This window comes from Bradyrhizobium sp. B039 (genome assembly GCF_038965675.1).
Taxonomy (GTDB): Bacteria; Pseudomonadota; Alphaproteobacteria; order Rhizobiales; family Xanthobacteraceae; genus Bradyrhizobium; species Bradyrhizobium diazoefficiens.
Window position 1 is genome coordinate 6,718,091 of sequence record NZ_CP152416.1, and the last position, 12,907, is coordinate 6,730,997.

At 63.9% G+C, this 12,907-nt stretch carries 12 protein-coding genes; 2 read left to right on the forward strand and 10 right to left on the reverse strand.

Annotated elements, in window-relative coordinates:
• Positions 1-22: 22 nt before the first annotated feature.
• Positions 23-328, forward strand: coding sequence for a hypothetical protein (locus tag AAFG50_RS31920; RefSeq protein WP_028176148.1), 306 nt, complete (start codon positions 23-25; stop codon positions 326-328).
• Positions 329-412: 84 nt separating this feature from the next.
• Here the strand turns inward: AAFG50_RS31920 and AAFG50_RS31925 are convergent, their stop codons facing one another.
• The 6 genes from AAFG50_RS31925 to AAFG50_RS31950 all read right to left on the reverse strand — a co-directional run bounded on the left by AAFG50_RS31925 (position 413) and on the right by AAFG50_RS31950 (position 7,127).
• Positions 413-541 carry a hypothetical protein gene (locus AAFG50_RS31925; protein WP_256380424.1) on the reverse strand — a complete coding sequence of 43 codons (129 nt, stop codon included), beginning with the start codon at positions 539-541 and terminating at the stop codon, positions 413-415.
• A gap of 51 nt (positions 542-592) precedes the next feature.
• Positions 593-757, reverse strand: coding sequence for a hypothetical protein (locus AAFG50_RS31930; protein WP_166466032.1), 165 nt, complete (start codon positions 755-757; stop codon positions 593-595).
• Between the two features lie 101 nt (positions 758-858).
• Positions 859-1,377 (reverse strand): septal ring lytic transglycosylase RlpA family protein, encoded by a 519-nt coding sequence (locus AAFG50_RS31935; RefSeq protein WP_011089208.1) that lies wholly within the window; start codon positions 1,375-1,377, stop codon positions 859-861.
• Between the two features lie 332 nt (positions 1,378-1,709).
• Positions 1,710-3,305 (reverse strand): NAD-dependent malic enzyme, encoded by a 1,596-nt coding sequence (locus tag AAFG50_RS31940; protein WP_011089209.1) that lies wholly within the window; start codon positions 3,303-3,305, stop codon positions 1,710-1,712.
• A gap of 381 nt (positions 3,306-3,686) precedes the next feature.
• The gene (locus AAFG50_RS31945; protein WP_011089210.1) at positions 3,687-4,685 is read right to left on the reverse strand and encodes a tripartite tricarboxylate transporter substrate-binding protein; all 999 of its coding nucleotides are present in this window, start codon (positions 4,683-4,685) and stop codon (positions 3,687-3,689) included.
• 102 nt (positions 4,686-4,787) lie between these two features.
• Positions 4,788-7,127 carry a mechanosensitive ion channel domain-containing protein gene (locus tag AAFG50_RS31950; protein WP_028176149.1) on the reverse strand — a complete coding sequence of 780 codons (2,340 nt, stop codon included), beginning with the start codon at positions 7,125-7,127 and terminating at the stop codon, positions 4,788-4,790.
• Positions 7,128-7,831: 704 nt separating this feature from the next.
• Between AAFG50_RS31950 and AAFG50_RS31955 the strand changes: the two genes are divergently transcribed.
• On the forward strand, positions 7,832-8,716 hold the full coding sequence (locus AAFG50_RS31955; RefSeq protein WP_028176150.1) for an MBL fold metallo-hydrolase: 885 nt from the start codon (positions 7,832-7,834) through the stop codon (positions 8,714-8,716).
• A 361-nt stretch (positions 8,717-9,077) separates the two neighbouring features.
• Here the strand turns inward: AAFG50_RS31955 and AAFG50_RS31960 are convergent, their stop codons facing one another.
• Genes AAFG50_RS31960 through AAFG50_RS31975 form a run of 4 tightly spaced genes read right to left on the reverse strand, consistent with a single transcriptional unit; the run spans position 9,078 to position 12,898 of the window.
• Positions 9,078-10,115: a patatin-like phospholipase family protein gene (locus AAFG50_RS31960; RefSeq protein ID WP_028176151.1), complete on the reverse strand. Its 1,038-nt coding sequence runs from the start codon at positions 10,113-10,115 to the stop codon at positions 9,078-9,080.
• A complete protein-coding gene (locus AAFG50_RS31965; protein WP_011089214.1) occupies positions 10,112-11,041 on the reverse strand; it encodes a polyphosphate kinase 2 family protein in 930 nt (309 codons plus the stop codon). The genes AAFG50_RS31960 and AAFG50_RS31965 overlap by 4 nt, the downstream gene beginning before the upstream one ends.
• A complete protein-coding gene (locus AAFG50_RS31970) occupies positions 11,001-12,020 on the reverse strand; it encodes a branched-chain amino acid ABC transporter permease (protein ID WP_028176152.1) in 1,020 nt (339 codons plus the stop codon). Before AAFG50_RS31970 ends, AAFG50_RS31965 begins: the two co-directional genes overlap by 41 nt.
• Entirely contained in the window at positions 12,017-12,898 is an 882-nt protein-coding gene (locus AAFG50_RS31975; RefSeq protein WP_028176153.1) for a branched-chain amino acid ABC transporter permease, read from the reverse strand. The genes AAFG50_RS31970 and AAFG50_RS31975 overlap by 4 nt, the downstream gene beginning before the upstream one ends.
• Positions 12,899-12,907: the final 9 nt, after the last annotated feature.

Sequence of the window (12,907 nt, forward strand, 5' to 3'; positions counted from 1 at the left end):
AGCCAAGGCGTGAGTGTCCAAGATGCCGAGACCTGGCGTGCCATCCACGGTCGTGCCTTATGGCGCAGACCAGACCCTGTTCGTGGTGATCGATCGCCGCGACGAGGCGACCGAAATCCGCGTCGAGCGAAGCGATCTAGAGACCACGATCGGCGAGCTCGTCGCCGGCTGCTTCAACGACCCGATCAAGGTGATCTCGTTCAACACGCTCGAACACTGGATGAAGGACATCTCGACCGACGTCGCCGGCGAGATTCGGGCGCGATGCGACATCGATGGCGTGACGCTGCCCGACTATCTCAGCGATTTCGTCGAGAGCCACACCTGATCGCGCGTTATCGTTGTTGATACGCCGCAATTCGCAGGCAACAAAAAAAGCGCCGCTTCCGCGGCGCTTTTTCGTGTGGCAACCTCAGTGATGCCAGAACAATGCCAGCAGCAGAATGATCGGCAGCGGCACGCCAAGCAACCAAAGCAAAGCACCTCGTCCAAAACCCATGGCTCTCTCCTCCTCTTGCATCACGGACATGACGCGGGACATGAGAGGAAGTTCCGAGCGCTGCAGTGAGGGCGAATGCGCTCAGAGCATGGTTTATGAGGGTTGAGCGCGCCGATACTTGCCGGCGATGACCTCGATCTCGCGGCGGCGTTCGTCGGCGAAGGCCAGGAGCTTTTCGATCGTCAGCGTATCCGTGATCCGTTTGGCGAGCCGCTCGGCACGCGCGGCCTGATCTTCGAGATACTGGATCGTGTTCAAGCGCCCGCCTCCCCAAAAGCCCCGAATTGTTTGGGCACCCATGGTGCTTGAGAAGCGGCTAACAGACGGTTAAGCGGCGGCTCGCATCGATGAATCGCCCCTCACCGCACGACGTCGAGCCTGACATTGGCGATGCCCTTGTCCACCATGCCGAGCGCCTCGGCCGCAGAAGGCGAGATGTCGACCACGCGTCCGCGAACATAGGGCCCGCGATCGTTGACCCTGACGGTCACGAAGCGGCCGGAGGAAACATCGGTGACGCGCAGCTTCGTGCCGAACGGCAGGCTGGGATGCGCCGCGGTCAATTCGTTCTTGTCGAACCTCTCGCCGCTCGCGGTCTCCGTATCCGAATAGAAGCTGGCAACGCCATGTGAGGCGGTTCGCTTGTCATCACCGTTGGGGACACGCGCCCGGCTGATCGGCCGTGGATGCAACGCCGCCACGCGATGCGGCCGCTCGATTGCGGCCTGCCGGCCGGTGCCGGCGAGATCGGCCTTCTGGCGGCCGACCGGAGATTGCGCGCAGGCGGCAAGCGAGGCCGCACCAATGATGGCGAGCAGCAACCGGCACGAGGTCGCGGGGGAAATCCGGGCACTTTCGGCACGTGCAAAGCGAGACATGATACGCCCCTCCGAACGGCCTCAAGTTCGGTGGGCAATGAGGGCAGAACCTTGTCGGAACAAAAGCGGGCCTGAGGCCAGGGCTTTTTCCCAACCGGCTGTGACGATTCCACCACACTGGCGTGTCCTGAATCGGGACAAATCAGCGAGAAATCAGCTTGATACGGCGCGCTGGGCGATCGGGCGCGCCCCCGGTTGAGTACCGTCCGGATCGGCCTCACACTTGTCCGTCACCCGGATCGCGCCGGACGATGCTGCGCGTTGCCTGATCCGCCCCTCCATCCTCTCTTTCGTTCTTACAGGGAGCGAGGGGCCGCCTCCGCGCGTTCGCCTCAGTATTTCGGCTCGTACATCTGCGACTGGACCAGAGCCTTCACGTCGTTGGGCGCGGGGCCGTCGGCGAGCCCGCGCTGATAGGCAACGTCTGCCACTGCGGCGGCAATGCGGGCCGAGACTTCGCGGATGCGGGGGAGTGCCGGATAGAGGCTGCCCTGCGCGAGGTCTTCCTTGCCGACGCAATCGGCGAGCGAATGGGCGGCGGCCATGAACATCTCGTCGGTGACGAGACGCGAGCGGGTGGCGATGACGCCGAGGCCGACGCCGGGGAAGATGTAGGAGTTATTGCCCTGGCGCGGCACGAAGGTGCGGCCATTGAGCTTCACCGGGTCGTAGGGGCTGCCGCAGGCGAACAGCGCGCGGCCCTCGGTGTAGCGATAGGCATCCTCCGCCGAGCATTCCGCCTTCGAGGTCGGGTTGGACAGCGCGAACACGATCGGATGCTCGTTGAGCCCGGCCATCGCCTTGAGCACGTCGGGCGTGAAGGCGCCGCCGACCGCGGCGACGCCGATGATCGCCGTCGGCTTCAGCGTCTTGATCGCGGTGAGGAAGTCGGAGATCGGCGCCTGGCCGGCATGCGCATAGCGGAGCTTGTGGCCGGACAGACCATCCCGGCCGCTGACGACGAGGCCGCGGGAATCCACCAGCCAGTTGCGGCGGAGCGCCTCGGCCTCAGTGGCGCCCTCGGCCATCATGGCGGAGACCACGAGATCGGCGATGCCGGTCGCCGCCTCGCCCGCACCGAGGAACAGGATCTTCTGATCTTTCAGCTTGCCGCCGGAGATGCGCAAGCCTGAGAACAGGCCGGCAAGCGCCACCGCCGCGGTGCCCTGGATGTCGTCGTTGAAAACGCAGGCTTCATCGCGATATTTGTGCAGCAGCTTGAACGCCGAGTGATTGGCAAAATCCTCGAACTGGATCAGCACACCCGGGAACGTCTTTCGCGCGGCGACCATGAACTCGTCGACGAAGCTGTCATAGGCCTCGCCGGTGAGCCGCCGCTCGCGCAGGCCGAGATAATAGGGATCGTTCAACAGCTCTTCATTGTTGGTGCCGACGTCGAGCACGATCGGCAGGCAATGCTCGGGATGCACGCCGGCGCAGGCCGAATAGAGCGAGAGCTTTCCGACCGGAATACCCATGCCGTTGGCGCCGAGATCGCCGAGGCCCAGGATGCGCTCGCCATCGGTGACCACGATCAGCCTGGCCGGATAGGGCCAGTTCTTCAGGATCTCCGCGATCTGGCCGCGATCGCGCGAGGAGATGAACATGCCGCGCGGCCGCTGGAAGATCAGGCCGTACTTCTGGCAGGCGAGCCCGACGGTCGGCGTGTAGATGATCGGCTGGATCTCGTCGATATTGTCTACGACGACGCGGAAGAACAGCGCCTCGTTGCGGTCATGCAGCGCATTCAGCGCGACATATTTTTCGAGATCAGTCGGCAGCATACGCAGATTGGTGAGCACACGATCGACCTGCGTCTCCATCGTCAGCACGCAGGGCGGCAAGAGGCCGCGCAGGCCGAGCGCGGCGCGCTCCGCCTCAGTGAAGGCGGTGCCCTTGTTGAGCAAGGGATCGCGCAGCAGCGTCATGCCGTGCGATTGATCGGACGATGGCGACTGGGCAGCGACCCGGGCAGGTCTATTCACGAATTCCCCCAAGGAGTTTCTTATTGAACTGCAAGCATTGTCGGCCAGCGCTCCCCGGAGATCAAGGACATAGGAAGTTCATGTGTCGATTATGATCTCGCACCGCAGCGAGAATTTTAGTGCAGCTCGCAGATCAAGCGCGAGGCAAAGGTTAACACCGCAAGGCTCTTGTCCCTCATGGTGAGGAGCGCGGCACGCGTGTCTCCGGACGATGCCTTGCATCGCCTGGCGAACCATGAAGGCCCCGATCTCGCCTGCGGCCATCCTTCGAGACGCCCGCTTTCGCAGGCTCCTCAGGATGAGGGCGTGTTACGAGGCGACACGCTACTCCGGCTTGATGTCGGCGGCCTTCACAATCGGCCACCATTTCTCGGTCTCGGCCTTCTGGAAGGCGGCGAGTGCCGCAGGCGATTGCTGGTCCCGCGGTGGAATTTCCTGCCCCAATTCGCCAAAGCGCTGCTTGACGGAAGCGTCAGCGAGCACGGCGACGATGGCCGCGTTGAGCTTTGTGATGATGTCCTTCGGCGTGTTCTTTGGTGCCCAGATGCCGTGCCAGTAGGAGATGTAGAGGCCCGGCAGGCCCGCCTCGTCGACCGTCGGAACATCAGGTGCGGATGCTAGCCTTGTCGGCGAGGTCACGGCGAACGCCTTGATCGCACCGTTCTTGTATTGCGGCAGCGAGTTCGAGGCCTGATCGAACATGATGTCGATCTGGCCTGCCACGAGATCGATCATTGCGGGCCCCGCGCCGCGATAGGGCACGAACTGGAAGTCGGTGCCGGTCCTTTCCTTGAAGAAGACGCCGGCCACATGGGCGCCGGTGCCGGCGCCGGCCGTCCCGGCAGTGGCCTTGCCGGGGTTGGCCTTCAGCCACGCGATCATGTCCTTCAGATTGTTGGCCTCGAGCGACTTCCGGCCGACGATGAGCTGCGTCCCCATCGCAATCGCCGCGACCGGCTCGAAATCGGCGATGACGTCGTAGGGCAGCTTGAAGATGGCACCATTGAGCACATGGGTGCCCCAATGGCCGATGGTGATCGTCGTGCCGTCAGGGGTTGCACGCGCGACGCGGGCGCCCGCGATGCTGCCGGAGGCGCCGGCGACGTTCTCGACCACCACCGTCGTGTGCAGCTCGGCAGCGATCCGCTCGGACAGGATGCGCGCCAGCGTGTCGGTCGGCCCGCCCGCTGCAAACGGCACCACGAGCGTAATGGGGCGCGATGGAAAGGGCTGGGCGCCTGCCGGCGCGGCCGCTGCCGCGCATCCGATCAACACGCCAATGACGATCAGGTGACCGCGCAATCCGGCCCACAGCCCCCGCATCGTTCTCTCCCACCCTTTTTGCCGCCCGCATGTTGTCAGCGCGCTGGAGCCGGAGTGAACGCTGCCGGAGGAGTGGAGGCAAGGGGGAAGTTTGTCGAGCCGTTATCCTGCGGCTCGCCGCGGCGTGAGGTTTGCGGCACTGTCAGCCGGCGGCGCGACGTGCATCAGAATGGTCTGGGTCGCCGATGCGACCTCGATGCCGTTCTGCTGGAAGCGCTGCTTCATGCGGCGGTTGAACTCGCGCTGGACCGGCCAGCGCCCGGCCTCGGTGCAGCGGATCTGGCCGACGATCGACACCATCGCGCCATCGACCTTGTCGACGCCCCAGAGCTCGAGGTCGCCGCGGATCAGCGCGCGGAATTCACTCTCGCGGCGCATCTCGTCGACGATGTCCTTGAGGATTTGGCCGGCGCGGTCGGTGTCCTCCTTGTAGGCCACGTTTACGCTGACGGACGCATTGCCCGCGCCGCGGCTGGCATTGGTGATGGTCGTGACCGCGCTGAACGGCACGATGTGCACGGCACCGTCGCCTGCGCGCAGGCGGATGGTGCGGATCGAGACGTTCTCGACGACGCCTGAGAGCCCCGACACGCTGACATTGTCGCCGACCTGCACCGTGTTCTCCAACAGCAGGAACAGGCCGGTGATGAGATCCTGCACCAGTTTTTGCGAACCGAAACCGATGGCGATGCCGACGATGCCGGCGCCTGCGAGCAGCGGGGCGACATTGACGCCGATCTCACTGAGCGCCGTGAGGCCGACGACGGCGGCGATCACGCAGAGCAGCGCGGTGCGCAGCATCGGCTGGAAGGTCCGGAGGCGCGCGGCGCGGGCGTAGTGCCCGTCGCGGGACAGCGCATTGATCTGGCGATCCAGCAGCGCGTTGCTGATCTCCCAGATAGCCGCAGCGACGAATACGGCAACGCCGATCGTCACCACGGCCGAGATCAGCCGTCCGCCGATCTGGCCGCCATAGAACCAGACGATGGCGTCCACGCCCCAGACTTCGAGCACGGCCACGAAGCCGATGAAGGCGATCACGCTGGACACGATCTTGCGCAGCAGCGGCAGATAGCGGTTGGCCCGGATTTCCAGCCCCGGAAAGCGCTGGAGGATCTCCGGCTTGATGCGGAAGCCGCGGTCGATCAGGCCCAGCGTCAGCATGATGGCAACGCGCGTGATCAGCGCCACCGCGATGGTGCCGACGAAATATTGCAGCAGCAGCGCATAGCCGTTGCGGATGTTCAGCGCCCACACCGCCCACAGCGCAAGATCGAGCGCGATCGCAAGATAATGCCAGCCACCGGCGATGCGGTTGCGCAGGCGCGCCGCAATCCCCGGCCGCTCGGCGGGCGCGCGAATGACTTCGGCGACCTGGCGGCGGCATTGCAGGATGATGACGACGACGAAGAGATGCACGACCAGCATCACCATGCGCAGCAGCGCGGCGTAGCCGGCGCGATGCAGACCGAGCAGCAGCGCCACATTGGCAAAGGCGATGCCGGAGACGCCGACGCCGACGATGCGGCGCGCCCAGATCTCGATATAGGCCGCGGTCTCAGCCCGAACCGGAAACAGGCCGGACGGCCCCGCCAGCGCACGGACCACGCAGATGAGCCCGCGCGAGAACGCATAGGCGTTGACGACCGCGAGGATCACGAGGCGGACGGTCGTGGGCTCGCCGATCTCCGTTCCGAGCAGCGCGGTGGCGATGCCCACGAAGACGAACACGGGAAGCAGTTCGAACACCAGGCGCGCCAGCACAAAGGGCAGCCGCAGCACGACCTGCCAGATCCGCACGAGACTGTGGCGGCGCTTGTGCAGTTCGGGCTCCGGGGTGACATCGGTCACCGATGACGGCGGATCTGCAATGGGCAGCGCCTGCGCCGGCAGATGCGCGGCCTGCGGCACGCGACCTTCCAGGAACACGACCGGACGGCGGATCAGACGAAAGATCACCCACTCGGCGGAGAGGGCGCAGCCGAGCACCAGCGCGAGCTTCCAGGCGATCTCGATCAGGAGGTTGTAGGCCGCGGGATCGTTCGCGGTTCGCATGATCCAGTAATAGAAGGCCGGGAAGTGCGTGAGCGTCCGCGCCACGCCGGCGATCTCGCCCGAGATCTCGCCGATCTGCTCCGATACGGTGAGCAGGAGCTGCGCACCGAGGCCATCGGCCGAAAGCGGGATCGGCGATTTCTGCTCGGGCGCGGACGGCGCAGGCTGCTGCTGACCTGATACATTCGCGATCGCGCGCAGCGTGTCGATCATCTGCGCGCGTTTCTGGTCGTCCTGCAGCGTCTCCAGCGCGCGCCTGGCCTCGTCCGGCGACAGCGTGGCCGCACCCTTGGTCGCCGGCGCACGCGCCTCGGCCTGGGCGCCGGAGAGAGATGAGATGGCGAGGAAGAGCGCTGCGAGGAGCGCCGAGGCAAGCTTATGCGACACGAGGATTCCTTGAAAAAATGAATGCGCAGGCGGCGACGGGGCCGTCACCGCCGAAGCACGTGCGTCATGTCGGATGGTCGTTATTCGCCCCGGCGCTGTGTCGGAAGTTGGCCAAGGAGGCGACATTCTCTTGGCATTTGCCGCGATGCAGGAAGCAGGAACCCCGTTTCCGACACGGCGAAATACCGGCTCGCGGGCGCGCGTCGATACAGCACGATGCTCACGCCAAAACCTCTCCCGTCATTCCGGGATGGCTCCGGAACGACGGTGAGGAGGAGGAGGAGGAGAAATGAAGCGTGATGCCAATCGCTCTGCGAAGCACAGCGCCGGGCAGGTAGGGGCCTTGCCTCACTGATGGAGCCCTCTAAACCTTGACCCGGCGTGCCGTTCGCGGTTTCTGCCGCTATGCGATAGTCCGAACGAGCTCCATCGCACTTAACGCGGCTGGATCTGCGGAGGTGGTGTCATAGACCTCCCCTTGCTCATGAGGTGGACGTTGCGCGTCGCGTATTCGCGACCAACGTCATGCTCCTCCCGTGACATAGAACTGTCAAGCAGGATCAATGGCTTTGAAATCACATTTGAGGGCGTGTTCCAGGCCGTTCCCGCGACAGATTGGTCGCATGAGGCGACGGAATAAATCCCTTCCAGCAGCGTTTGTATCGAAGAGATTGTCCGTCCTCATTATTTCCAGAAAGCCAGAGATGAAAGCATTGACTTGCATGGCCGTTCTCGCTGCCCTCGTGACCGGATCGGCATTCGCGCAAACCCCGCCGCAGACCTCCACCAGAAAGGTCGACGGCACCGACAATGTCTACATCTTCCGCTATGGCGGCCATCAGTCGATGTTCGTGGTGACGCCGAAGGGCGTGATCGCAACCGACCCGATCTCCTACTTGCGACCCGCCAAGCCCTATATCGACGCGATCAAGGCGGTCACCGACCAGCCGATCAAATACGTCGTCTACAGCCATCATCACTACGACCACATCGCCGGCGGCCAGCCATTCAAGGATCTCGGCGCCACCTTCATCGCGCATCGGCGGACCAAGGAGCGCCTGCTCGAGCTGAAGAAGCAGAATGCGCTGCTCGCCGACGTCGTGATGCCGGATCAGGTGGTGGACGACAAGAAGAGCATCACGCTCGGCGGCACCACGCTGGAGCTGAACTATGTCGGCCGCAACCATTCCGACAATTCGCTGGTGATGCGGCTGCCGAAGGAGAAGATCGTCTTCGTGGTCGATTTCGCGCCGATCGAGTCCGTCCAGTTCCGCAACATCCCCGACAATGTCTCGCCGCTGGAATATATCGCTTCGCTGAAGAAGCTGGCGTCGCTCGACTGGGAGCGGATGATCCCCGGCCACCCCAATGCCGGCGGGCGGCTCGGCACCAAGAAGGACGTCGAGGACGACATCGCCTACATGGAGGATCTCTCCGCCGAGGTGAAGAAGGCGGCGGACGCCGGCAAATGCATCGATACCGCGATGAAGGAAGTGAAGCTGCCGAAATACGAGAAGTGGGCGAATTACGAGACCGCGCTGCCCGCCAATGTCGAGCGCTTCTGCTACTGGTGGGGCCGCGGGTACTAGCAAGCCGCTTGCGGAGAAACTCGTAGGGTGGGCAAAGCAACGAGACGCGCAAGGCGCGGCTCGTCGCGTGCCCACCATGCCAGCCGCGATCGTGGAGAGACGGTGGGCACGGCGCAAGGGCGCCTTTGCCCACCCTACGAGATCAGAGATCGCAGCTACGACCTGCGGCAGACAGGTCGCTTTGCCCGCCCGGCCCGGTCTGCGGCGATGATGACATCATGCCCCTGTCTTGCCCGACGGGTCAAACGGACATCTTTAAATCCGAACAACAGCGACCGTTCGCCAAGCCATTGATTCCACTGGCACCGGCTACTGTGCATGGGGTTGTTTTCGTACTTTTTCGATGACCGGCTCGGCTGGCCTAGAGAAACATGTCTGCCAGGTCGACCGTCGAGGACTTTCCGATCTGGTCGAAGTTTCGCGCCAGCCAGCTTCGCGCCGCCTCGCGGCCCTCGTCGCGCAGGCGACACAACAGGCTCCATTCGGGGTGGAACTGCGTGGCCGTGCCGAGCTGCGACATCAACTGGTCGTTGCCAATCCAATGTATGTACATGCGGCTATGCCTGCTGCTGTCGAGCTCGCCGTCGTCGATCAGCCGCGTGGCGAAGGCGATCGCGCGCATCTCGCGCATCAAGGACGAGTTGAAGCTGATCTCGTTGATGCGGTGGAGGACATCGGCTGCACTGGTCGGCAGCTCGTTGCGCCGGATCGCCGTGACCTGCACGATGATGACGTCGTGACTGCCCTTGCGGTAGATCAACGGATAGATCGCGGGATTGCCGAGATAGCCGCCATCCCAATAATGCTCGCCGTCGATCTCGACGGCCTGGAAATACGGCGGCAGGCAGGCCGAGGCGAGCACGGTTTCCGCGGTGAGCAGCGGGCTCTGGAATACCTTGATCTTGCCGGTGCGAACGTTGGTGGCGTTGAGAAACAGCTGCGGCGCCTCGGGCGAGGAATTGAGCCGGTCGAAATCGACCACGCGCTGCAGCAGCGAGCGGAGCGGATTGAAATGAAAGGGATTGAGCAGGCCCGGCGGCAGCGTGTGCGTCAGCGTGTGGATGACGGCGTGGACCGGATGATATTCCGGCGGCAGCCTCAGGGCCTGTATCCACTGGTTCAGCGGCGACATCAAATCGTACGCCATGTCCATACGCGACACTTCGTACCAGAATGCGTGCAGGCTCTCCCGCGCGGCCTCCGCGCCGCCGTGCGCCATGCCGGAGGCCATCGCCACCGCATTCATGGCGCCGGCACTGGTCGCGCTGACCGCCTCGATCGCCAACCTGCCGTCTTCGAGCACCTGGTCGAGCACGCCCCAGACGAAGGCGCCGTGCGCGCCGCCGCCCTGGAGCGCGAAGTTGACGGTCTTGCGGTCCGCGGTCCGGTTGGCTGTCACTTTGCTTGCTTCTTGCTTCCCGTCGCTTCTTTCTCCAGCGCCTTGCGCACCTCTTCGAACTCCTCCAGCGAGGCCTTGTCGGCGCGGGGAAAGCGCAGGTCCAGCTTTTCGAGCGCGGCGTTGATCACCGAGCCAATCACGACGCGCGCGAACCATTTGTGATCGGCGGGCACGACATACCACGGCGCATGCGGCGTTGCCGTGTGGCGAACGATGTCTTGATAGACCGCCTGATAGCGCGGCCACAGCGCGCGCTCCTTGATGTCGTCCATGGAGAATTTCCACTGCTTGGCGGGCTCCTCCAGCCGGTCGAGGAAGCGCTGACGCTGCTCGTCCTTGGACAGGTTGAGAAAGAACTTCAACACCACGGTGCCGTTGCGCGTGAGGTAACGCTCGAAGGCGGAGATGTCCTCGAACCGCTCCTTCCAGATGTTCTTGGTCACGAGCTTCTGCGGCAGCTTCTCCTTGGCGAGGATCTCCGGATGCACGCGCGTCACCAGGCACTCCTCGTAATGCGAGCGGTTGAAGATGCCGATATGGCCGCGCTCCGGCAGCGCGGTGACGTGGCGCCAGAGGAAGTCGTGGTCGAGCTCCTTGCTGCTTGGCGCCTTGAAGGCGTGGACATCGCAGCCCTGCGGGTTGATGCCCTCGAAAATCGCCTTGATCGCGGAATCCTTGCCGGCCGCGTCCATGGCCTGGAACACGATCAGCACCGACCAGCGGTCCTGGGCGTAGAGTTTCTCCTGGAACTCGATCAGCCGCTTCTTGTTGGCGTCGAGAATCTCCTGCGCCCTCTCCTTGTCGAGATCGCCCTTCTCGTTGGTCTTGTGCGCCTTGAGGTGAAACTTGCCCGAGCCGTCGTAGCGGAACGGCGTGATGTAACGGTCAAGTTCCTGGGCGAGCGATCTGGACGGCTTCTTGTTCATGGGCGCGGGGCACCTTGCGTTGCGGCTTCAGTCGGTCGAGCACGCTACCAAGGATACCCTTGGGAAGGAATATGATGAAAAGCACCAGCAGCACGCCGTAGACGAGATTGTCCCAGCCGACCGCCTTGGTGCCGAAGCCGATGCGCAAGCTCTCCGCCAGCAGGATCGTGATGACGGCACCGAAGGTCGGACCGAGCGAGACGAACAGGCCGCCGACGATGGCGGCAAACACCATCTGGAGCGACACCGCGATGCCGCTGACCGTGTCGGGCGTAATGAACATCTGGTACTGGCAGTAGATGGCGCCGGCGAGCGCCGTCATCAGCGCGCTGAGCAGCGTGATCTTCAGCTTCTCCGCGGTGACGTCGACGCCGGCGGCGGCCGCGGCGTCCTCGTCCTCCGAGATCGCCTCCAGCGCGTAGCGGCTCATGCTGCGGTCGACCCAGTGCCAGACCACGATGCCGAACAGCCAGACCCCGAGCGCGATCAGGTACCAGGTCGTCTTGTCGTCGAATTGCAGCGCCAGCAGCTTGTTGCCCGAGGCGCGGTTCGGCGTGTAGCCGAGCGAGCCGCCGGTATAGTCACGTGTGGCGGTGATGACCTGGAGCACGATGCCCGACAGCGCCAGCGTCACCAGCACGAAATAGTGACCGGTGATGCGGAAGCGGAAGCAGGGATAGCCGACGATCAGCGCCAGCGTACCCGCCGCAACCATGCTGATGGGAATGCCGATCCAGGGCGACCAGCCCAGATGATTCCACAGCAGCGCGGTGACATAGGCGCCGATGCCCATGAAGCCGCCATGGCCGAGCGAGACCAGGCCGAACCGCCCCATCATCGACCAGGACGTGTAGGCGAACGACCAGATCAGGATCAGCACCAGGATGTGCAGATGATAGGGATCGCGATAGACGAAGGGCAGCGCGACCAGCGCCGCCAGTCCCACCGCCCATGCCGCAAGCCGCCCCTGCCCCGTCATCGGCGCCTCGCAAGCAGGCCCGCGGGCCGGATGAACATCATGACGATGAAGAAGGCGAAGGCGAGCACATAGCCCCATTCAAGGTCGGAGAACAGGCCGCCGAGCGAGATGATCTCGGCGAACACGAAGGCGGCGATGAAGCCGCCGATGAAATTGCCCAGGCCCCCGAGCACGCAGATCAGGAAGGTGATCGGCCCGAAGGACAGGCCGACGAAGGGGTGCACGTCGTATTGCAGCACCAGCAGGCAGGCGGCGAGGCCTGCGAGCGCGCCGCCGAGCGCCGAGGTGATGAGGTAGAGCTTCTTCGTATCGACGCCCATCAGCGCCATGATCTGCCGGTCCTGCGAGATCGCGCGGATCGCGGTTCCCGTGAAGGTGCGCGTCATGAACAGGTAGACGGCGACCATGCCGACCAGCGCAGCCAGAAACGACAGGAGTCGTGCGTAGCTGAAATTCATGTCGCCGAAGGCGAGCACCGGCAGGCGGATGCCGAGATTGCGGAAGTCAATGCCGAAGGCGACGGTCGCAAAACTCTGGAGCACGAACAGCACGCCACCGGTTGCGAGCAACTGGTTGATCGGCGGCGCGGTGAGCAGCGGCGCGATCACGAGGTAATGCAGCGCGGCGCCGAGCAGCGCGACCAGAAGAATGGTGAACGGCGCCGCGATGAAATAGCTGACGCCGTAATACTGCACCATGAAATACATGGCGTACATGCCGATCATCACGAGCTCGGCATAGCAGATCCAGGTCACGTCGATGACGCCGAAGATCAGATTGAGCCCAAGCGCAAGCAGCGCCAGCACGCCGCCGAGCAGGATACCGTTGATCACGGCCTCCAGCAGGTAGATGTCGAAAATGTCCAGGAATGCCTGCATGCCCCTGCC